We start from the raw sequence: 19,485 nt of genomic DNA on the forward strand, positions 1-19,485 counted from the left end.
TAAATCATTATGCTGAAAGTTGGAGATAAACTACCACAATTTGAAGGAATAAATCAGGATGGAGAAACGGTACAATCGGAGAAATTAATCGGAAAAAAATTAGTTATTTTCTTTTATCCTCAGGCAAATACGCCAACCTGTACTGTGGAAGCCTGTAATTTGAGTGATAATTATTCAAAATTGGAAAAGGCAGGATTTCAGTTATTGGGAATAAGCGGAGACTCTGTGAAAAAGCAGAAAAATTTTCACAATAAATTTGCTTTTCCTTATGATCTTATTGCTGATGAAAACCGTGATATTATTGAAAAATTCGGGGTTTGGCAGGAGAAAAAAACGTTTGGTAAAACCTATATGGGAATTGTAAGAACCACCTTTATTTTTGATGAAAAAGGAGTTTGTACGAGAGTCATTGAGAAAGTAACTTCAAAAACAGCGGCTGAGCAGATTTTGGAGGGATAATTTTTGATTCTTTGTCATTCTGAACATAAACTAAAGGTTTACGAACGTAGTTCAGAAGTGGAGGAAGAATCTATAATAGTAACCAGATTCTTCCTCCGTCAGAATGACAAACTCATAGTATGATTATTCTGTTTCGTAATACCTCAACTCCTCATTTTCCCCCGGAAGAGTTACATGTTTCTGGAATTTTAACCCCAGTTTCTCAATTAATTTCTGAGAAGAAAAATTGCCTTTTGAAGTAATTGCAGAGATCTTTTTTAGTCCAAAATCATCCATTCCTATGGATTTGACTTTTGAAGCGGCTTCATACGCATACCCTTTTCCTTCAAACTCATCTAATAAAGAAAATCCGATATCTACCACATCCAAGCCTTCTCTTTCGAAAATTCCTACCCCGCCAATTTTGTGATTTCCTTCTTTGGTCAGTACCAAATAGTTTCCGTAGCCCAATCGTTCAAACTGTGGAAGAAACTTTTCTTTGATATAGTTTTCTGCATCGGCAACCGTTTTTATATGACGATCTCCGATGAACTGAATAAACTTGGGCCTGTTGTAAAGATCAAGAATGAATTCTCCGTCTTCCAAAGACATTGGACGGATGATCAACCTTTCTGTTTCGTAGAAATTATCTGCGTTTGGAGGAATTTGTTTTTTTAGGCTCATCTTTCGGGGGATCTTTTTTTTCTATTTTTAAAAGTCTCGGATTATTCTTACATTTTTTATTATAAAGCTCTATATAAGTTCCGTTGTCTTGTATATTGGCCACTTCACCTGTCGCCTTATTCACAGTGATATTAAAATGCTTTTTCTGGTAAGGGCATTCGTTTGAGGTAAGTTTTCCAACTTCCAGATAATAGTTTTTACCGTCTTCCGCATAATTTCCTGCCAGGTCATTAAACTCTTCATCTACAAAGTATCCTTCATCTGTGAGCTTAATTGCCGCCTCTTCTACATTGTCTATTTTACCTATAAACTTTCTGAGCGAAGGGAGATCTGTTATATATTCTATTTTACCTGCTGAAGAATAAACAACATAAAAGAAGCCGTTTTCATCAGGAAATAAATTAAAACCTGAGGATTGCGGTATGTACTCCTTCTTCGTTCCAACAGCTCTTACTTCCTGGTTTTTGCCATAATTATTATGAACTAAAATCCAGAAATCTGTTTTCTGATTGGGAATAATACTCTGTAAAATATTAGAATAGCCTGTAAAATGTTTTTTCTCCTGAGAATAAGCGTTTATCCCCAACATCAGAAAAGAAAATATACCAAATTTTAAAATTGCTTTTATCATAGCTAAATAACAGACACAAAGTATGCCATCTTAATTACATAAAACGTTCCCCTTTTTTGAAGTTTTTAAGATCTAAAACGTAATCTTTTATCAGCTGATCATGCTCTCTTGGGCAAATTAGCAGCACTTTATCTGTATCTACAACGATATAATCCTTCAATCCGTCTATCACAACCATCTTATTGCTTTTGGCATGAATGATATTGCCTTCTGCATTATACGTTAAAAGGTGTTTTTGATTAACAGAGTTTCTATTTTTATCTTTCTCTGTGTTTTCATACACCGAGGTCCATGTTCCCAGATCACTCCATCCCAAATCTGCAGGAATTACATATACATTCTTTGCTTTTTCGAGAATCCCGTTATCGATGGAAATTTTCTGAACTTTTGGATAAATAAGTTCTATACAGCTCTGTTCATTACCCGCATTATAATCACATGCCATGAAATGCTGTGTCATATCCGGAAGATACATTTCAAAAGCATGGTGAATACTTTTAACATTCCAGATAAAAATTCCCGCATTCCAAAGGAAATCTCCGCTCTCTAAAAAGCTTTGTGCAATTTCCAGAATGGGCTTTTCAGTAAATGTTTTTACTTTAAAATAATCTGCATTTTTCTTTTCTACGAACTGAATATAGCCATATCCTGTATCAGGTCTCGTAGGAGTGATTCCCAATGTTACCAGATACTCATTTTCAGATGCCAACTCAAAAGCAAGCTCTAATTTCTGTAAAAAAATATCTTCTTTAAGAATCAAATGATCGGCTGGTAAAACTACCATGGTCGCATTAGGATTCTTTTCAGCGATTTTGTTAGCCATATAAAGATTACAGGCCGCCGTATTTTTCATCAATGGTTCTCCCACAATATTTTCTTCCGGAATTTCCGGTAATTGCTGATGGGATACACTTACATATTCTTTATTTGTAATGACAAATATATTTTCAGCAGGGATTATTTTACTGATCCTGTCATACGTCTGCTGAATCATTGTTCTTCCCGTTCCTAAAATATCCTGAAACTGTTTGGGGAATTTTTGTGTACTTAAAGGCCAAAATCTGCTTCCGATTCCTCCCGCCATTATCACACAATATTTATCTGACTGTAACATGTTCACATACATTTTTCTACTCTGGCTAAAGGTCTGAAAGAATACTTTCTCCCGGTAGCCAAATTCTTACAAAGATAGTTTTTTTTAATAAGTCCTTCCTGCAGATATTTTTGATTTTGATAAACAAAAAAGCCTCCTTTCTCTATTTCTTCAATATAGCAAAAATTGTCATCTGCATGTCCTGCATGAAAAAACTTTACTAAATCCGGACTTGCCATAAAATTGGCTTTGGGAGATTTTGAAAACTTTATAATAATGGGTTTCAACGCATCCTCATATACTTCAATACTCTCCAAAAGCATTTCTCTAAAAGTGGTTTTCCACTCATTTCCATGAGGTGATATCCTTCTTCCAAACTTTTCAAAAGCAATAAGATGTGCCAGCTCATGAGTAAGCACAAAGAAAAAAAGCTGTGGCGATAATGTGGAATTTATTGTAATTTCATGGGAATTATCATGCAGCTTCCTATAATCTCCCAATTTCGAATTCCGCTCTCTTGTTATCTTTATATGAATATAATAATCTGAGAACCATTTTCTTAAATAAGTCCGTGTATTTTGAGGTAAATATTTTTCTAATGTTTCAATAGACATTCTACAAACTTAGTGGAATTCCGGCATAGAAGTTCAATAATTTTAAACTGAATAAATAATTATATTTTGCCTGAGCTACAGAACCTTGTGCATTCGCATAGTTATTTCTGGCAACATTCAGATCAAAAATAGTTGTTCTTCCGGCGGCATAGCTTTTTTCAGCAAAATCCATAGAAAGTTTTGAGCTTTTTTCCGCTTCTACTGCAGCTAAATAAGCTTCGTAGTTGGCATCAACATCAAACTGTGCCTTCTGAACACTTTGTCTTACCGACTGCTTTTGCTGCTCAAGTGAGTTCTTGGCAACACTTTCATTAATTTTTGACTGCTCTACCTGAAGTTTTGTAATTCCTTTATTAAAAATCGGAATATTAACAGAAAGGCCGGCTTGCTGTCCAAAGTTGTCTTTATACTGCTCAAACAAATTCCTTTCATAAACAATATTTTTTGACTCATCTATTCCAGTGATATCTGTATTAAGAAGGTTGTTGTAGAAAGATCCGATTCCCACACTTGCCGTTACTGTAGGCCAGAAAGCTGTTTTTGAAACTTCAGTCTGAGCTTCCGCAGATTTTATTCTGCTTTCCGCTGCTTTTATCTGAGGCTGAGATTCATAAGCTGTTGTCAAAACCTCATTCACTGATTTTAATTCCGGAGTCAGTTGGTCAGGAACACTTACATCCTCAACATCAAAGTTTTTATAATCCTGCAATTGTAAAAGCTGAGCCAAAGCGAATAAGCTTCGCCCAACATTAATTTCAGCCGTTTTCAGATTTTGTTTTTCTCTTGCCAATGCTGCTTCAGCCTCTGCTAAAACAGTCTGCGCCGTTGTACCTACCGATGTCGTTATTTTCGCCTTGTCATATTGCTTTTTGGCATTCGCAACCGTACTTTCAGAGATTTTTACAATTTCCTTATTCAACAAGGTCGTTAAATATTGCTGTGCGATCTGCAACGAAATATCGTTCTTTATTGTTTCTACATCATATAAGCTTGCTTCCAGATCATACTGGTTTTTTCTGACTGTTTTATCCAGCCTTCCGTTGTTATATACCAAAACTTCAGCTCCTAGATTTGCATTGTTTCGAAAGACATCGTTTCTTAAACTCCCTGTCCCGAAAGAGGTCTGTCCGAAACTAACAGTATTTCCTATACTTCCGGAAACAGAAGGAAGATAATTTTTTTTGGCAATTTTTAGGTTGGCTTCCTGATTTTGTTTCGAGTATTCATTTTGTATTACCTGAAGATTATGTTCTACTGCATAGTTTACACACTCTCTCAGTGACCACCTTTTCTGAGACTTTAGCCCCAAACAACTTAATCCTAAAATGATTACCAAAACTTTTTTCATAATTAATTCAGCTTTTATGACATTAGACGCGAATATGTAAAAAAAGTTACAATTAAAAAAAATTAATGTCCCTTTTTAAAAAACTTTTGAGAATTTTGTATCATGACAAACGAACAATACCAAGAAGCCGTAAACTGGCTTTTCGTGCAAGCTCCTAATTATCAAATCGATGGTCAAAAAGCATATAAACCTGGTCTACAAAATATAGTCAGACTTTGTGATTTCTTTGGAAATCCTCAAGAAAAAATAAAATGTATTCATATCGGAGGAACGAACGGAAAAGGTTCTTCAAGCAATATGCTCGCTTCTGTGCTTCAGGAAGCTGGTTATAAAACCGGACTTTACAATTCTCCGCACCTGATCGATTTTACAGAACGCATCAAGGTAAACGGTGAAAACTGTGATAAAAACTTTGTCTTTGATTTTATTCAAAAACTGAAAAATCTTCCCGAAGATATTAAACCTTCCTTTTTTGAATTTACTACGGTTATGGCTTTTGAATATTTCTATCAGCAGAAAGTTGACTTTGCGATTATCGAAGTTGGATTAGGCGGAAGACTGGACTCAACAAATATTATTAAGCCATTAATTGCCGCCATTACTAATGTTCAGCTCGATCACCAAAACATTCTAGGTGATACCATCGAAGAAATTGCAGCAGAAAAAGCAGGAATTATTAAAAAGCACATCCCTATTATTTCAGGGGACGAAAATAATTTGGTAAAAAACATCATTAAAAGCAAGGCAGATCAAGAAAAAGCACCATTTATTGATGCCACCTTATTAAAGACTGACCTTACTTCAGATCTAAAAGGCAATTATCAGGCTAAAAATATTAAAGTCGTTCTGGCCTTAATAGAAGAACTAAAAAAATTAAATCTATCTATTTCTGATAAAAATATTGAAGACGGTCTTCTACATGTTCATCAAAACACCAATTTTATCGGTCGTTGGTTTGAGTTCTCTAAAACCCCACTGACAATTTGCGATACTGGACACAATCAGGCCGGACTAGAGTATGTTTTTGACCAGTTAAATTCCATAGATAAGCACAAACATATTATTTTAGGCTTCGTCAATGACAAAAAAATCGATGAAGTCACCAAAATTTTACCCGAAAATTCTGAGTTCTATTTTGCCAAACCAGCCATTAACAGAGGAAGAGATCCCAAAGATTATGAAGATCTATTGATTGGCGCAAAAATTTCTTATAAAATTTTCGATTCTGTACAGGAAGCATATCTATCTGCAAAAGAGCAATGTACAAATGAGGAAATGATTTTTATCGGCGGAAGTAACTTTGTAGTGGGAGAATTTTTAGAAAAAAATTTGGAGGTTTCCAAATAAGTCGTATATTTGCACCACTCTAATCGAGGAAACAACGATAAAGAGGGTTCTTAGCTCAGTTGGTTCAGAGCATCTGGTTTACACCCAGAGGGTCGGGGGTTCGAATCCCTCAGGACCCACAGAAAAGGAAACGAAACCTTTAAAAAAAATTCGGGTTCTTAGCTCAGTTGGTTCAGAGCATCTGGTTTACACCCAGAGGGTCGGGGGTTCGAATCCCTCAGGACCCACAGAAAACTCTCTTTTTCAAGGGAGTTTTTTTATTTATATAAATTTTAATGTAAAAAGGCTTTCAGATTTCTTTTATTTAAGTTTATGACCTCCTTTAGAATAATCACTTATTCTGTCCCGGTGCATAGGGTTTTGCCGATTTAGAGCCTGTTACCTTTTTAACCTGTCCGGGAGGTAAACCATGATTACCATTAGACTTGACTGCAACGCAGGATGTAAGAAACATTCCTAATAAAACCATTGCTCCTATTTGTTTCAGTGTTTTCATTATAAATACTTTTTAATAAAGTTATAAAAAATCATGCCATTCATTATAGTATCAGTAATTGTAAAAAGAACAGAAGATTTTGCCCGAATCAAATTTTTTTGACGATTTTTTGTACATCAAGCTCTTCCAGACATGCCCAATCTCCTCGGAAACACTCTTTATCTCCGAAAACAGAACACGGCCTGCACGTTAAATCTTCTATCTGAACAACATCATCTTCACTTTGGCCGAATCCTAAAAAACCCGCATAAGGATGCGTCGATCCCCAAACAGAAATACATCTTGTTCCCATTAGACTTGCCAAATGCATATTGGCAGAATCCATAGAGATCATCAGCTCCAGCTCGGAAATCTTATTCAATTCTTCTGCAAGACTCAGTTTTCCTGATAAACTGTAAGTATTAGGGATTTCCCTCTCCCACTTTTCCAAAGTTTCAGTTTCTTTTTTACCTCCGCCAAAAAAATAAACCTTATGTTTTTGAGCCAAAATCCTTGCTAATTCATAAGATTTTTCTAGTGGAAGCATTTTCCCTTGGTGTTGGGCAAAAGGAGCAAAACCAATTCCTGATTTATTTATTGGGGCCGGTCTCAATTGGTGTGACAATTCAACTTTAAAACCCATTTCGCGGAAAACATCTGCATAACGTTCAACCGTTTTTCTCAGCTGAACTTTATTCAGATTCCAAACGTCTGTTAACCGTTCCTTTTCCTCCTTTCCTTTATTGATTTTGAAGACTTTTAAGCCTTTTCTTATGTAAATTTTATCTAAAACCTTCGTTCTGATAACATCATGAAGATTGGCTATCAAATCAGGCTTAAACTCTTTAATCAGTTCATTCGCCAATCTGTTCAATCCAAAGAAACCTTTATAATCGTCCAGATTGATTCCTTTAAATATAACATTTGGAATGCCGGCAAATAAGTCTTGAAAATTCTGTCGTGAAACCATTATAATTTCCACATCCGGATTTTGCTCTAAAAACTCACGGAAAACGGGAGCTGTCATTGCAACATCACCAAAAGCAGAAAAACGATATGCTAAAATTCTTGTCACAATTAGGATTTCAACTGATAGGCAACTGCGTAAAATTTAATCTGCTTTGTCATCGCCATCAATCCGTTAGCACGAGAAGGAGAAAGAAACTCCTGCAGACCGATTTCAGAGATAAACTCGAAATCAGAATCTAAAATTTCCTGTGTAGAATGACCACTGTAAATGCTCACTAAAAGAGAAACAATTCCTTTCGGCAAAATACCGTCAGAATCAGCATTGAAAAACAATTTCCCATCTTTGAACTCTGCATCAATCCAAACTTTACTTTGACAGCCTTTAATCAGATTTTCGTCAGTTTTTTTATCATCAGAAAGCCCTTTCAGCTCCTTTCCAAGGTCAATGATATATTCATATTTCTGCTCCCAATCTTCAAGAAATGCAAATTCGTCGATAATTTCCTGCTGTTTTTCCTTAATGGTCATTTCTATACTTTCTTTTGTGCAAAGATACTAAATTTAGACTTTTTAAATTTTATGTTAAGTTTGGGACTGAATACATTAAATTATTATCAAATATTTTGATTTATACGGATTTAGTTTTTAAAAACTTTCAGTGGCCTTTTGAAAAACTTCCAGCAATTTTATCTCCTCATTTTCCCAACAAAGTATATTTGCAGCCCTTTCAAGTTCCGGCAGATAGTTTTTTCTTCCTTTATTCAAAACGGTATTTATTGCTTCTGCAATACTTGAAGGCTCATGGTTTTTAATGATCTCTCCCACATCAAACCGATTTTTAATCGTAAGCATTTCAGGAAGACTTGATAAAATTAAAGGAACTCTTGCCTGAATACAATCCAGAACTTTATTTGGTAAAGAATAAAAATAACTTTCTCCCCCATTCTCTTCAATACTCATCCCGCAATCTGCAGTCAGAGTAATTTTTCTTAAATCATCAGGATGTAACTTTCCTAAAAACTGGACTTTATCCTGAAGGTCTTCCTTAATCACCAGTTCTTCATATTCTGTTTTTCTTGGTCCGTCTCCCGCAATCTGAAAAACAACATTTTCTACATCATGCATAGCCAAAATTGCCTTATCAATCCCCCGAAACGGATTAATTGCTCCTTGGTATAAAAGAATTTTAGGATTGTTATCTGAAATCTCCTGATTAAAATTCAATTTCCTTGGCGCATTCTGAACAACAACAGGATTAATTCCATATTGAGCTTTGAACCAGACGGCATATCCTGAACTTGCTGTAATCATCAATTTGATCTTCGGAACAATAGTCTTTTCCAGATATCTCCATAATTTTTGTGACATTTTGCCCTGAATTGCAGGCATTTCGGAAAAAATTTCATGACTGTCAAAAATTAACGGAATATTTAACTTTTTTGCAATCAGATAGTTCGGAAGCAATGCGTCCAGATCATTGGCATAAAGAATAGTATTTTTATTTGCTTTTTTCTTTAGCTGATGGTATAATTTCCAGTTGAATTCTAAATAAGCTGTTTTTAAACTTTTTGATTTTAACTCTATTCTGGAAAATGGATAAGGCCGCGACATCTCTTCAGCTCCGTTCCAGTCGTTTCCAATGAGCTCAATATCGTACCCGTTTTCGTATAACGTTCTGCAAACCTTTTCTATACGCTGATCCGTATATAAGTTGCTGAACGCTGAAGTAATCACTTTTTTATTACTCATTACTTCTTTTTATCCGTCAAAAGATGGTAAATTTGTATAAAGCAAATCAGTCCGTTGGGAATAATCACCGGCCAGAGCATTCCGCTGAAAATGCCATAAATGACAAAACAGATACAACCTATCATATTCACAATTCTGATTTTTCTTATATCTTTCAATATGAAACTCAGCACAATAAAAAGTGAAGCGGAATATCCGATATAAGTAGCAATTTCGGGAATCATGAGAAAAATTTTCAGGATAACAAACTTAATCATTTTCAATAAGATAATAAAATTTTTTCTGCCATAAAGTCATTTATTGATTTTTGGTAAAATATTTGTAATTTAGATAGTGAATAAATGGCAATGTTGCTTTTATTCTAATGAGATATATTATGGATTATAAGTTTTCACAAGGTTTGAGCCAGGTGTTCAAACAAAGCAAGAGCGAAGCTAAAAGGCTCAAAAGTGAATTTCTTAATACAGAACATCTACTTTTAGGTATTATAAAAACGGAAAACTCTGCAAAAGAAATCCTTCAAAACCTTAATGCGGATTTAACACAAATCAGAAGAAAAATTGAAACTTTAAATACAGCAAGTCTTAATCCTATTTCTGAGGAGGTTACCAATATTTCTTTCACGAAGATGGCAGATCACGCCATCAAGCGTGCGGAGTTAGAATGCAGACAATATAAAAGTAATGAAATTAATACCGTTCATTTGCTTTTAGGCATTCTTTATAAATATGAGGACCCTACTTCAAATATTTTAGGAGCTTACGACATCGATTATGAAGGAGTTTCAAGAGAATATCAGACTATGCTTAAAAATTCCGGACAGGCACCACAAATGAGTGCTTATGATGACGACGATGAAAGAGAGGAATTTGAGCAGATGAGAAAGCCTACAGGAAATTTAGGTTCTGCCAAAAGTAAAACTCCTACATTGGATAACTTTGGTAGAGACTTAACTTCTTTGGCAAGAGATGGAAAATTAGACCCTGTAATCGGCCGTGAAAAAGAAATTGAGAGGGTTTCTCAGATCTTATCACGTAGAAAGAAAAACAATCCGCTTCTTATCGGGGAGCCCGGAGTTGGTAAATCTGCGATTGCGGAAGGTTTGGCATTAAGAATTCAACAGAAAAAAGTGTCCAGGGTTCTTTACGGAAAACGTGTGATCACTTTGGATTTGGCAAGTTTAGTTGCCGGAACCAAATATCGTGGTCAGTTTGAAGAAAGAATGAAGGCCATTATGACGGAACTGGAGAAAAACAGAGATGTCATCTTATTCATCGATGAGCTTCATACCATTGTAGGTGCAGGAAGTTCAACAGGAAGTTTAGATGCATCCAATATGTTTAAACCGGCTTTGGCAAGAGGTGAAATTCAATGCATCGGAGCAACAACTCTGGATGAATACCGTCAGTATATTGAAAAAGACGGCGCCTTAGAAAGAAGATTCCAGAAAGTAATGGTGGAACCTACTTCTATTGACGAAACCATTCAGATTCTGAATCAGATCAAAGATAAGTATGAAGAGCATCACAATGTAATTTATACTCCTGAAGCGATTGCAGCGTGTGTCAATTTGACATCAAGATACATTACCGACCGTTTCTTACCGGACAAAGCCATCGATGCGATGGATGAAGCAGGATCCCGTGTTTATATCAAAAACATGAAGGTTCCTACTGAAATCATTGATTTCGAAAAGAAAATTGAAGAAATCAAAGAATTGAAGCAGAAAGCGGTAAAAGCTCAGGATTATCTTGAAGCAAGAAAGCTGAAGGATGAAGAAGAAAGACTTCAGATGGAACTCAATGCTGCCCAGGACAAATGGGACAAAGATGTTAAAGAGAAAAAAGAAACCGTGACAGAAGAAAATGTAGCGGAAGTGGTTTCTATGATGAGCGGAGTTCCTGTAACGAAGGTTGGTAAAAATGAGCTTGATAAATTAGCTCAGATGGATGATAAACTAAACGGAAAAGTAATCGGTCAGGAAGACGCTGTAAAAAAAGTTGTGAAAGCAATTCAAAGAAACAGAGCCGGTCTAAAAGATCCGAACCGTCCGATTGGTACATTTATCTTCCTAGGAACAACCGGAGTCGGTAAAACCGAGTTAGCCAAAGTAATGGCAAGAGAATTATTTGATTCTGACGAAGCATTGATCAGAATTGACATGAGTGAATACATGGAAAAATTCGCGGTTTCAAGATTGGTGGGTGCGCCTCCAGGCTACGTTGGATACGAGGAAGGTGGACAACTAACAGAAGCTGTAAGAAGAAAACCTTATGCTGTGGTTCTTCTGGATGAGATTGAAAAAGCTCACCCTGATGTATTCAACATCTTGCTGCAAATTTTGGATGAAGGTCACGTTACCGACAGTTTAGGAAGAAAAATAGATTTCAGAAATACCATTATCATCCTTACTTCAAACATCGGTACAAGAGATATTAAAGATTTCGGAGACGGTGTAGGATTTGGTACTTCAGCTAAAAAATCAACTTCTGATACAAGAGCAAGAAGCACTATAGAAAATGCCCTTAAAAAAGCATTTGCTCCTGAATTCCTGAACAGAATTGATGATATTATTATCTTTAACTCTCTTGAGCAGACAGATATCAAGAAAATTATCGATCTTGAACTGAGCAAATTGTACGGAAGATTAGAAAAATTAGGTTATAAAGTTGAATTAACTGATGAAGCTAAAGACTTTATTTCTGAAAAAGGCTGGGATAAAGATTTCGGAGCAAGACCATTGAAACGAGCGATCCAGAAATATATTGAAGATTTATTGGCAGAAATGCTTGTGAATAAGCAATTAAGCGAAGGAGAAACTGTAATTCTTGATCTTAACGAAGCAAAAGACGGCTTGATTGGAAAAGCACCAAAAGGAAAAAAATCTTCGGCTGAAAAGTCTTCTCAATCGTAAATAAATAATTTAATCATATTAAAAAAGCTCCAGGATTTCCCCTGGAGCTTTTTCATTTTCAGTAACATAATTAATTTATTTTTTCACTAAATAATGATTAATTAATAAAAATCATTATTTTTATTGAACATAAAATTAATTAATATGAAAATGAGAAAAACATTTTTACTGTTAAGTATTCCATTACTTACCAATTTATCCTGTGCCAATGAAAATGTAGCTACTTCTGCTATACCTGAAATTTCTAAACCCGAAGCGGTTCAAAAATTCAACCTAGCTATCAAAAAAGTAGCCATGGAAAAAGAACCGGCACCTGAAAGACCTAGGACTTCAGCTGAACTGAGTGATTACAAGAAAGACATGCTGATTCCGGCAGCCAAAGATCTTATAGCAAGTACAGGGGTAACTTATTCCGAAATTGAGAAAAGAACAGAAAACGACAGGGAGAAGATTCTAAAATGGGCTGTAGAAGTCTATGGAGAATACAACAAGGAAATCAACCAAAATTACAAATCACAAAACTAAAGCCATGAAAAAACTAATTTTACTTGCCGCATTTTTCTCTTCTTTTTGCATTTCAGCACAAGACCTTTATATTCAAAATTATACGGATACGGTTATTCAATTTGTTGTATGGAGATTGAATCCTTCAAATATCGCAGGAAACTGTAGTCCGAATCTTCAGTCAACGAGTTCCGGAGGCCTGTCTACATTAACCTATGCTCCGGTAGTCAATACAGTTCCTGCTGAAGCTTATTATTACGGGGATATTAATACTTCCAATACATTTAATGCAAGTTATCCATTGACACCTTTAATTGATGCATGGACGTATGACAGTAATTATTCTACTCCTTACACCCTTCCTTCAAATCCTGTTCCTACAGCCTATATTACGGGCTCGCAATGGGGAGGTATTAAACTGGGGGTACAGGATCACTTCGGAAATAATATCGGAGGATATTATTCTTTGGGCCATTTTTGCGGATCAGCAACACCCGTAACAGCTTTTTCAGGAGTAATTCAGGGAAGCTATTTCCAATTTGGCGGTGCAGATTGGGTTGTTCTTTATTAATTTCTACCACAGTCTGATATAATAACATTGAGAGCCTAAATCCTACACAATTTTTAACAATAATTAATATCATGAAAAAAACTTTTTTACTGTTAAGTATTCCATTACTTACTATTTTATCCTGTGCCAACGAAAATATGGCCACTTCTGCAACACCTGAAATTTCTAAACCTGAAGCTGTTCAAAAATTCAACCAGGCCATTAAAAAAGTAGCCATGGAAAAAGAACCGGCACCTGAAAGACCAAGGACTTCAGCTGAACTAAGTGATTATAAGAAAGACATGCTGATTCCGGCTGCCAAAGATCTTATAGCAAGTACAGGAGTAACTTATTCCGAAATTGAAAAAAGAACAGAAAACGACAGAGAAAAAATTCTAAAATGGGCTGTAGAAGTCTATGGTGAATACAACAAGGAAATCAACCAAAATTACAAATCACAAAATTAAGTTTATGAAAAAATTATTTTTACTGGCAGCAGCATTTATATCTTTTTCTCTTTCAGCACAATCATTGCCACCTGTTTATATACAAAACTATACTCCCAATTATGTTGAGTTTACTCTTAATAAATCCAATTTAGGGAATGTTGGAGGGGGATGCACTCCCACCCTGGAATCAAGAGATGCTATCAATGATTTATTAAAGCTAGGATTTACAAATAATCCTTCAGTATCAATTGATGCCAATTATGATGGCAATGTAAACAATACTTTTGCATTCAATACTGCTGTTCCTACCACTCCTCAGGTTGGAAGGTGGATTGTGAATGCTAATTATGCCGCTCCATTTACGGCCCCTTCAGGTGTTCTTACAACCTTCAGTACAGCGACCACATGGACTGGAATTAAATTCGGTATAAAGGATCAATCCGGAGTTAATACCGGAGGATACTATTACCTGGGACAATTTTGTGGAAGTTCAACCGTCATTTCAGATTTAACGGGAAATGTTATTCCTGCAAATATGTCAGGCGGAGCTTTCTTTACCGCAGGCGGAGCAACCTGGATTGTGATTTATTAACGTTTAGAAAAATACAATTAAAAAAATCCCGAAGTAATTTCGGGGTTTTTATATTCAGTTGTATTAAAGTCCAACTACGAATCCAATATTCGGAACTAATCCGCTTGAAAAAATACTTTCATTTTCTTTATAAAGAACATTATACATCAAGCCTAACTGTAGATAAGAATTGTTCCCGATTCTCTGCATATAGCCTCCTCCAAGATACAGTGCATCTTCATTCGTATTCGCTTTATAATCGTAAATCTTATCTTTATAATTGATGAAATAATGCTGATAGTTCGCACTTAAATAAAATGTTCTTGCTACATAGTAATTCAGAAACGGGCCGACTCCGAGCATCGTTGAACTATAAGCATTGGATTTCTGCCACGAAATACTTCCCAAAACTCCGCCTTCAAGATCATTGGTAAGCTTATATCCAACCCTTGGTGTTGCAGAAAGATTAAAATAGCTATTGCTTCCGAAGCCCAATCCGATTCCGCCTCCGAAAGTCCATCTATTATTGCTTTCCGGTGAAGTTCCGACCGCGACTTGAGAAAATACTGAACCCGAAATGAGTAAGAATAAAGGAATAATAAATTTTGTCATATTATATTGTTTTTATCGATGCTTAAAATTATAGTTTTTTTACGAATTTATTTAGTTGTATTTTTGCGGCGTCAAACTAAGAACTCCCGTTAAGAGTTTCGTAAAATTGAAATACAATGAAAGTAGTAGTAGGCCTTTCCGGAGGCGTAGACTCAAGTGTAACAGCTTATTTGTTACAGCAACAGGGCCATGACGTAGTGGCTTTGTTTATGAGAAACTGGAATGATGCATCCGTTACGTTGGAAGACGAATGCCCATGGATCGAAGACAGTAATGATGCTCTAATGGTTGCTCAAAAGCTTGGAATTCCTTTCCAAGTGATTGATATGAGTGATCTTTACAAAGAAAGAATCGTTGATTACATGTTCGATGAATATCAGAAAGGAAGAACTCCGAATCCCGATGTTTTATGCAATAGAGAGGTAAAATTCGATGTTTTTATGAAAACAGCGATGTCTTTGGGTGCAGAAAAGGTAGCAACCGGGCATTACGCAAGAGTTGATTCAACAATTGATGAAAATGGAAAAGAAATTTTTCATTTGTTAGCCGGAAAGGATAATAATAAAGATCAATCTTACTTTTTATGTCAATTAAGTCAGGACCAGTTGTCGAAAGCAATGTTTCCGATCGGAGAACTGACAAAGCCTCAGGTAAGAGAAATTGCAAAAGAAATCGGACTGGTAACGGCTGATAAAAAAGATTCTCAGGGATTATGCTTTATTGGAAAAGTAAGCCTGCCTCAGTTCTTACAACAACAGCTGGTTCCTAAAGAAGGCGAAATTGTAGAAATTTTCAAAGATTCTCCGCTTTTCGCCCAAGAAGCTCCTGAACTTTCTTCAAAACAGGAAGAGCTTGAATATTTAAGCCAGAAAATCAATTATAAAAAATCCGACGGGAAAGTAATCGGAAAGCATCAAGGCGCTCAATTTTTCACGATCGGACAAAGTAAAGGGTTAGGAATCGGCGGACACAAAGAAAGCTGTTTTATCATCTCTAGAGACATGGAAAACAACATCCTTTTCGTAGGAGAAGGACATCAGTTTCCTGGATTGCTAAAAAGAGCTTTAAAGATCGATAATTCTGAATTGCACTGGGTTCGTGAAGAACTGAGACTGAAAAATGGAGAATCGATGGAAGTAATGGCAAGGTTCAGATACAGACAGCCTTTGCAGAAAGCGACCTTACACCAATTTGAGGATGCATTTTATGTTGAATTTGAAGAGCCACAGTCTGCCATTGCAGAAGGACAGTTTGCAGCATGGTATGATGGCGAAGAATTATTGGGAAGCGGTGTGATTGCATAAATTTTATTTGTCTTTCTGATGACAAACTTTATAGATTCAAACGTCATAGGTTTTAAAAACCTATGACGTTTTTTATGACGTCACAAATTCCTAGCCCCGATTGGGCGGCATGTTTGAGTTCTTTTTTGGAATCGGCGGCGGCTTTGCCGCCGCCGATTCCAAAAAGAAAATAACGAAGCGGGATAGCTTCAAATAAATAGTTTATCGTCGTAATGAAACAGCTCTAAAACCTTAAATATTACTATCGTCGATTCAATTTTACCATTCATCTATAAAAAAGACTTATACTTCTATAAGCCTTTACTGATGACTTTTTCAGGCATGTCAATTGTTTATTCTATAGCAAGAAGAACAAAAACAGAATATAAATCTTAAAATTTGATTATTATGAAAAAGTTAGTTTTAGCAGCTGGTTTATTTATCGCATTCGCTGCCAATGCACAATACAGACAAGAAGGATTCAGAAATGATAAAATAGAATATCGTCAAAACGATTTTGGAAGGCTGAAATTATCTCCACGACAGGAAAGAGAGATCTTTGCTTTATCAAAACAAAGACTGACCGCAAGAGAATATGACGCAAAACTGAGAAGAATTCTTTCAAGAGAACAATATGCACAATATCAGAGAAATGATTTTCGCAGAGGAGAGATAGCCTTTAATAAACCTTTCAGAAGATAAGAAAACTGAATTGATAATAAGCCCGAAGCAATGGTTTCGGGTTTTATTTTTTCAAAAATCCTGTAACATATTTTAGAATGTTATACTTACTTAATAGATAACAATTTAAAATATCAATTATGAAAACTACTTTAAGAAACCAACACATTATTGCCAACCAGATTTTGATTGCGTTTGTATCTGCCATTTTTGGATATAATTTGTATCAGGCAATTGTACATCCTGAAAAATCTCAACTTATATTGAGCATTATTTTATTAGCTTTTACTTATTATGCCTGTAAAAAATACGGCTATAGAATCAAGAATAAAAAAGAAAAAATTTAACCTTATTCTAACTTAATATAAATCCCAAAGCATTTTTTGTTTCGGGTTACTTTTTATTAAAGTCAAATAAATTATTTCATTTTATAGTTTAATTTATTTGAATTAACAAACAGTATTACAATTAATTCCAATATTAAAATCATAATTAAAAACCCGACAGGTTTTGCTAATAAAATTCCTTTGATCAATTTTATAACTCCTACAAGGAAAATAGAAATCATAAAGTAAAAAGTGGCTTTTGAAATGCTTTCTCCGAATACTTTTAATGCAAAGACTGAAGCATAAAGTCCGAACACGAGAATTAAATAGAATTTGAGAAAATGGGGTCCTTTCAAAGAAATCGGATCAAAAGTATGGTTAACTGTAAAAAGCCAGATAAAGCTTATAACAACCGGAACGGTGTGAATGATTATTTTTTTCATAATAATTTATTTTGTTTAACCACTGCACCCTCCACATCCACCGCACCCCCCGCCGCATCCGCTACATCCTCCTCCATTTCCACAACCAGATCCACAACCGCTTCCATCCGATTTTGTCATTCTTTTTCCTGGATCCTGAACTAAAGAAATAAAATATGTGACGAAAAAAATAACTCCCAGTATTAATGTTTTGATAAAAACTTCCATAAAATCATCAGAAAAACAAATGATTACAAATCCTACAACTGCTAAAAAAAGAAATTTTAATTTCCGGACTCTTTTTTTCTTTATTTCATCAGGATTCCAGATATCTTCCGGTGGTTTCTGCTGAAAAGTATTTTCGTAATTTTTCAGTGTATCTTCCAGCCAATTCTTATGTTTTATGTTTTCTACGACTCCTCCTGCTGAAGGATGATGATGAAGCTTCTGCTGCAGAATATTCGGACAAAATTCTTCCCAGTAATTCTGAGTATAGATTAAATGCATATGCCAGACTTTGTCTACAATTTCACTGGGTGAGGCTCCGCTTGGGAAAGCGCAACAGAGATAAACAAATTTTTTGTATTCTTCTATCGCTTTTTTCGTAAAGTTTTCCGTCCAGTTCTCTTCTTTTGCTAATTTTTTTGAGAGAGGAAAATCAGCATCGGGATTATCTAACGAAAAACCCTGGAGCCTAATCCAAAGCGGATCATTCTGTAATAAGATTTTTGTTTCCATTGCTTCAACTTTTAGTTTCTACTCAAATTTCTATTAATTTTATAATATAAAAGTCTCACAATAGTCTTTTTTAGTTTTAAAATAATCTTATATTAGTCTTACAAAATATTAAAATGAAAAAAGAAGATATTCAGCATTTAGAGAAATTAATGAATTTCTTGAGCCTGCACTTTTTAAAGAAAAATCATTGGGAGGACGTTTCAAAAACCGAATGGTCGTACATTGTTGCAGAGCTTAATGATTTAATTATTAATGAAAATTCAGAAAAAAATATAAAGAAAAATCCGGATTTGTTGGGATCCAATTATCTTTACGAACATTTGATTATCAATAAATTAAAGAAATATTACCAAAACGAAAATACAATTTTAAGCAAACCCAATCTGGCGAAATTAAGTCTGATTGTCAAAGTTTTAGGTTACTCAAATTATATAGATTTCATTAATTCGAATACAGAATTGTTCAATTTTAATGATCTTAGAATTGATATGAATAATGTAAAGCAGAATACGGAATTGCTGGACAAATTGGTCGGCTGTTGGTACTCTTATAACAGAAACCTTCCGGAAAACCCTTTACAGGCAAAAGAAGACAGAATCTGGCGTTCTGCAACAGAAATCTACAAATCCGAAACTTCCGGCGAGTATTTCATAGAAAGAAGTGGCGGTGACCGTCATAAATATTTTGGAAAAGTGACCGCCTATTCAGATTATGTTTTCATCATTATGAACAGCAATACGTTCATTCGGCAGAGACATTTTATTTCAAGGATAAAAGACATCAATGAAAAGCTGAAGAATCCAGAATATAAGCTCCATGAGTTGCATTTTATAAGTACATGTATTAGTTTTAACCAAGAGCCTATAGCCCTGTTTGAAATATTCCAGAAAGCAGACAGAAAAAACTTCATTCCTGACTCAATAAGTTTCCCTTTTGACAGTGATGAAATCCCGAAATCAATTATAAAACAACTTGAAGATACGGAAGCTAACCGGATAGATTATAAATAGTTATTGGTTGTTAGTTGATGGTAGTTAGTTGATAGTTTTCAAGTGTTTTTATTTAATCATTATTATGTTGCTTTTCA

The 19,485-nt window shown here is 35.2% G+C and carries 24 protein-coding genes and 2 tRNA genes; 13 read left to right on the forward strand and 13 right to left on the reverse strand.

Translation table 11 applies throughout. The annotated features are described in order from the left end of the window. The first annotated feature begins 9 nt into the window (after window positions 1-9). Complete coding sequence (gene bcp / locus CLV73_RS13980) at window positions 10-459, forward strand: thioredoxin-dependent thiol peroxidase (protein WP_100377494.1); 450 nt, start codon at window positions 10-12, stop codon at window positions 457-459. A 123-nt stretch (window positions 460-582) separates the two neighbouring features. On the opposite strand, the gene CLV73_RS13985 is transcribed toward bcp, so the two are convergent. From CLV73_RS13985 to CLV73_RS14005, 5 genes are read right to left on the reverse strand one after another with little or no spacing between them, the layout of a single operon-like run. After that, window positions 583-1,122: a GNAT family N-acetyltransferase gene (locus CLV73_RS13985; protein ID WP_100377495.1), complete on the reverse strand. Its 540-nt coding sequence runs from the start codon at window positions 1,120-1,122 to the stop codon at window positions 583-585. Next, on the reverse strand, window positions 1,085-1,753 hold the full coding sequence (locus CLV73_RS13990) for a hypothetical protein (protein WP_100377496.1): 669 nt from the start codon (window positions 1,751-1,753) through the stop codon (window positions 1,085-1,087). Before CLV73_RS13990 ends, CLV73_RS13985 begins: the two co-directional genes overlap by 38 nt. Before the next feature lie 34 nt (window positions 1,754-1,787). Then, a complete protein-coding gene (locus tag CLV73_RS13995; RefSeq protein WP_228424376.1) occupies window positions 1,788-2,867 on the reverse strand; it encodes a mannose-1-phosphate guanylyltransferase in 1,080 nt (359 codons plus the stop codon). Between the two features lie 2 nt (window positions 2,868-2,869). Continuing rightward, a complete protein-coding gene (locus tag CLV73_RS14000) occupies window positions 2,870-3,460 on the reverse strand; it encodes a SprT-like domain-containing protein (RefSeq protein WP_100377497.1) in 591 nt (196 codons plus the stop codon). A gap of 1 nt (window position 3,461) precedes the next feature. Next, window positions 3,462-4,808, reverse strand: coding sequence for a TolC family protein (locus CLV73_RS14005; protein ID WP_100377498.1), 1,347 nt, complete (start codon window positions 4,806-4,808; stop codon window positions 3,462-3,464). 102 nt (window positions 4,809-4,910) lie between these two features. Between CLV73_RS14005 and CLV73_RS14010 the strand changes: the two genes are divergently transcribed. From CLV73_RS14010 to CLV73_RS14020, 3 genes are all read left to right on the forward strand, one after another. Beyond that, on the forward strand, window positions 4,911-6,155 hold the full coding sequence (locus CLV73_RS14010; protein ID WP_100377499.1) for a bifunctional folylpolyglutamate synthase/dihydrofolate synthase: 1,245 nt from the start codon (window positions 4,911-4,913) through the stop codon (window positions 6,153-6,155). Window positions 6,156-6,199: 44 nt separating this feature from the next. Next, window positions 6,200-6,274 (forward strand) — tRNA-Val (locus tag CLV73_RS14015). Between the two features lie 33 nt (window positions 6,275-6,307). After that, window positions 6,308-6,382 (forward strand) — tRNA-Val (locus tag CLV73_RS14020). Window positions 6,383-6,486: 104 nt separating this feature from the next. Here CLV73_RS14020 and CLV73_RS19020 read toward each other — a convergent pair. From CLV73_RS19020 to CLV73_RS14040, 5 genes are all read right to left on the reverse strand, one after another. Further along, the gene (locus tag CLV73_RS19020) at window positions 6,487-6,651 is read right to left on the reverse strand and encodes a hypothetical protein (RefSeq protein WP_169925767.1); all 165 of its coding nucleotides are present in this window, start codon (window positions 6,649-6,651) and stop codon (window positions 6,487-6,489) included. 88 nt (window positions 6,652-6,739) lie between these two features. Further along, on the reverse strand, window positions 6,740-7,705 hold the full coding sequence (locus CLV73_RS14025; RefSeq protein ID WP_228424378.1) for a glycosyltransferase family 9 protein: 966 nt from the start codon (window positions 7,703-7,705) through the stop codon (window positions 6,740-6,742). A gap of 2 nt (window positions 7,706-7,707) precedes the next feature. Then, window positions 7,708-8,127 (reverse strand): SufE family protein, encoded by a 420-nt coding sequence (locus tag CLV73_RS14030; RefSeq protein ID WP_100377500.1) that lies wholly within the window; start codon window positions 8,125-8,127, stop codon window positions 7,708-7,710. A gap of 117 nt (window positions 8,128-8,244) precedes the next feature. Beyond that, entirely contained in the window at window positions 8,245-9,348 is a 1,104-nt protein-coding gene (locus tag CLV73_RS14035) for a glycosyltransferase (RefSeq protein ID WP_100377501.1), read from the reverse strand. Further along, window positions 9,348-9,572 (reverse strand): uroporphyrinogen decarboxylase, encoded by a 225-nt coding sequence (locus CLV73_RS14040; protein WP_100377502.1) that lies wholly within the window; start codon window positions 9,570-9,572, stop codon window positions 9,348-9,350. Before CLV73_RS14040 ends, CLV73_RS14035 begins: the two co-directional genes overlap by 1 nt. A gap of 152 nt (window positions 9,573-9,724) precedes the next feature. Here CLV73_RS14040 and CLV73_RS14045 point away from each other — a divergent pair, with 152 nt between their 5' ends. From CLV73_RS14045 to CLV73_RS14065, 5 genes are all read left to right on the forward strand, one after another. Continuing rightward, window positions 9,725-12,262, forward strand: coding sequence for an ATP-dependent Clp protease ATP-binding subunit (locus CLV73_RS14045; protein WP_100377503.1), 2,538 nt, complete (start codon window positions 9,725-9,727; stop codon window positions 12,260-12,262). A gap of 150 nt (window positions 12,263-12,412) precedes the next feature. After that, window positions 12,413-12,787 (forward strand): hypothetical protein, encoded by a 375-nt coding sequence (locus CLV73_RS14050; protein ID WP_169925768.1) that lies wholly within the window; start codon window positions 12,413-12,415, stop codon window positions 12,785-12,787. A 4-nt stretch (window positions 12,788-12,791) separates the two neighbouring features. Next, window positions 12,792-13,337, forward strand: a complete 546-nt coding sequence (locus CLV73_RS14055) for a hypothetical protein (RefSeq protein WP_157798804.1) — start codon at window positions 12,792-12,794, stop codon at window positions 13,335-13,337. Between the two features lie 71 nt (window positions 13,338-13,408). Next, window positions 13,409-13,783 (forward strand): hypothetical protein, encoded by a 375-nt coding sequence (locus CLV73_RS14060; RefSeq protein WP_100377506.1) that lies wholly within the window; start codon window positions 13,409-13,411, stop codon window positions 13,781-13,783. A gap of 4 nt (window positions 13,784-13,787) precedes the next feature. Continuing rightward, window positions 13,788-14,357, forward strand: a complete 570-nt coding sequence (locus CLV73_RS14065; protein WP_100377507.1) for a hypothetical protein — start codon at window positions 13,788-13,790, stop codon at window positions 14,355-14,357. A gap of 63 nt (window positions 14,358-14,420) precedes the next feature. On the opposite strand, the gene CLV73_RS14070 is transcribed toward CLV73_RS14065, so the two are convergent. Continuing rightward, the gene (locus CLV73_RS14070; RefSeq protein ID WP_100377508.1) at window positions 14,421-14,948 is read right to left on the reverse strand and encodes a hypothetical protein; all 528 of its coding nucleotides are present in this window, start codon (window positions 14,946-14,948) and stop codon (window positions 14,421-14,423) included. A 116-nt stretch (window positions 14,949-15,064) separates the two neighbouring features. Between CLV73_RS14070 and mnmA the strand changes: the two genes are divergently transcribed. The 3 genes from mnmA (at window position 15,065) to CLV73_RS14085 (ending at window position 17,259) form a co-directional block, all read left to right on the forward strand. Then, entirely contained in the window at window positions 15,065-16,252 is a 1,188-nt protein-coding gene (gene mnmA / locus CLV73_RS14075) for a tRNA 2-thiouridine(34) synthase MnmA (RefSeq protein ID WP_100377509.1), read from the forward strand. Window positions 16,253-16,639: 387 nt separating this feature from the next. Continuing rightward, the gene (locus CLV73_RS14080) at window positions 16,640-16,933 is read left to right on the forward strand and encodes a hypothetical protein (protein ID WP_100377510.1); all 294 of its coding nucleotides are present in this window, start codon (window positions 16,640-16,642) and stop codon (window positions 16,931-16,933) included. A gap of 119 nt (window positions 16,934-17,052) precedes the next feature. Next, a complete protein-coding gene (locus CLV73_RS14085; RefSeq protein ID WP_100377511.1) occupies window positions 17,053-17,259 on the forward strand; it encodes a hypothetical protein in 207 nt (68 codons plus the stop codon). Between the two features lie 71 nt (window positions 17,260-17,330). Here the strand turns inward: CLV73_RS14085 and CLV73_RS14090 are convergent, their stop codons facing one another. Both CLV73_RS14090 and CLV73_RS14095 read right to left on the reverse strand, forming a co-directional pair. Then, entirely contained in the window at window positions 17,331-17,681 is a 351-nt protein-coding gene (locus CLV73_RS14090; RefSeq protein ID WP_100377512.1) for a hypothetical protein, read from the reverse strand. Window positions 17,682-17,696: 15 nt separating this feature from the next. After that, the gene (locus CLV73_RS14095; protein ID WP_100377513.1) at window positions 17,697-18,398 is read right to left on the reverse strand and encodes a glycine-rich domain-containing protein; all 702 of its coding nucleotides are present in this window, start codon (window positions 18,396-18,398) and stop codon (window positions 17,697-17,699) included. A 113-nt stretch (window positions 18,399-18,511) separates the two neighbouring features. On the opposite strand from CLV73_RS14095, the gene CLV73_RS14100 reads away from it, so the two are divergent. Next, window positions 18,512-19,408 carry a hypothetical protein gene (locus CLV73_RS14100; RefSeq protein ID WP_100377514.1) on the forward strand — a complete coding sequence of 299 codons (897 nt, stop codon included), beginning with the start codon at window positions 18,512-18,514 and terminating at the stop codon, window positions 19,406-19,408. The last annotated feature ends 77 nt before the right edge of the window (window positions 19,409-19,485 follow it).

This window comes from Chryseobacterium geocarposphaerae (genome assembly GCF_002797535.1).
GTDB classification, from domain to species: Bacteria; Bacteroidota; Bacteroidia; order Flavobacteriales; family Weeksellaceae; genus Chryseobacterium; species Chryseobacterium geocarposphaerae.

Excerpts from the sequence above, each read along its gene's own strand:
- CLV73_RS13985 (WP_100377495.1), bottom strand. The coding sequence starts at position 1,122 with ATGAGCCTAAAAAAACAAATTCCTCCAAACGCAGATAATTTCTACGAA.
- CLV73_RS14065 (WP_100377507.1), top strand. The coding sequence starts at position 13,788 with ATGAAAAAATTATTTTTACTGGCAGCAGCATTTATATCTTTTTCTCTT.
- bcp (WP_100377494.1), top strand. The coding sequence starts at position 10 with ATGCTGAAAGTTGGAGATAAACTACCACAATTTGAAGGAATAAATCAG.
- CLV73_RS19020 (WP_169925767.1), bottom strand. The coding sequence starts at position 6,651 with ATGAAAACACTGAAACAAATAGGAGCAATGGTTTTATTAGGAATGTTT.
- CLV73_RS14085 (WP_100377511.1), top strand. The coding sequence starts at position 17,053 with ATGAAAACTACTTTAAGAAACCAACACATTATTGCCAACCAGATTTTG.
- CLV73_RS14005 (WP_100377498.1), bottom strand. The coding sequence starts at position 4,808 with ATGAAAAAAGTTTTGGTAATCATTTTAGGATTAAGTTGTTTGGGGCTA.
- CLV73_RS14095 (WP_100377513.1), bottom strand. The coding sequence starts at position 18,398 with ATGGAAACAAAAATCTTATTACAGAATGATCCGCTTTGGATTAGGCTC.
- CLV73_RS13990 (WP_100377496.1), bottom strand. The coding sequence starts at position 1,753 with ATGATAAAAGCAATTTTAAAATTTGGTATATTTTCTTTTCTGATGTTG.
- CLV73_RS14060 (WP_100377506.1), top strand. The coding sequence starts at position 13,409 with ATGAAAAAAACTTTTTTACTGTTAAGTATTCCATTACTTACTATTTTA.
- CLV73_RS14100 (WP_100377514.1), top strand. The coding sequence starts at position 18,512 with ATGAAAAAAGAAGATATTCAGCATTTAGAGAAATTAATGAATTTCTTG.
- CLV73_RS14045 (WP_100377503.1), top strand. The coding sequence starts at position 9,725 with ATGGATTATAAGTTTTCACAAGGTTTGAGCCAGGTGTTCAAACAAAGC.
- CLV73_RS13995 (WP_228424376.1), bottom strand. The coding sequence starts at position 2,867 with ATGTTACAGTCAGATAAATATTGTGTGATAATGGCGGGAGGAATCGGA.
- CLV73_RS14000 (WP_100377497.1), bottom strand. The coding sequence starts at position 3,460 with ATGTCTATTGAAACATTAGAAAAATATTTACCTCAAAATACACGGACT.
- CLV73_RS14030 (WP_100377500.1), bottom strand. The coding sequence starts at position 8,127 with ATGACCATTAAGGAAAAACAGCAGGAAATTATCGACGAATTTGCATTT.
- CLV73_RS14090 (WP_100377512.1), bottom strand. The coding sequence starts at position 17,681 with ATGAAAAAAATAATCATTCACACCGTTCCGGTTGTTATAAGCTTTATC.
- CLV73_RS14055 (WP_157798804.1), top strand. The coding sequence starts at position 12,792 with ATGAAAAAACTAATTTTACTTGCCGCATTTTTCTCTTCTTTTTGCATT.
- mnmA (WP_100377509.1), top strand. The coding sequence starts at position 15,065 with ATGAAAGTAGTAGTAGGCCTTTCCGGAGGCGTAGACTCAAGTGTAACA.
- CLV73_RS14035 (WP_100377501.1), bottom strand. The coding sequence starts at position 9,348 with ATGAGTAATAAAAAAGTGATTACTTCAGCGTTCAGCAACTTATATACG.
- CLV73_RS14070 (WP_100377508.1), bottom strand. The coding sequence starts at position 14,948 with ATGACAAAATTTATTATTCCTTTATTCTTACTCATTTCGGGTTCAGTA.
- CLV73_RS14010 (WP_100377499.1), top strand. The coding sequence starts at position 4,911 with ATGACAAACGAACAATACCAAGAAGCCGTAAACTGGCTTTTCGTGCAA.
- CLV73_RS14050 (WP_169925768.1), top strand. The coding sequence starts at position 12,413 with ATGAGAAAAACATTTTTACTGTTAAGTATTCCATTACTTACCAATTTA.
- CLV73_RS14040 (WP_100377502.1), bottom strand. The coding sequence starts at position 9,572 with ATGATTCCCGAAATTGCTACTTATATCGGATATTCCGCTTCACTTTTT.
- CLV73_RS14080 (WP_100377510.1), top strand. The coding sequence starts at position 16,640 with ATGAAAAAGTTAGTTTTAGCAGCTGGTTTATTTATCGCATTCGCTGCC.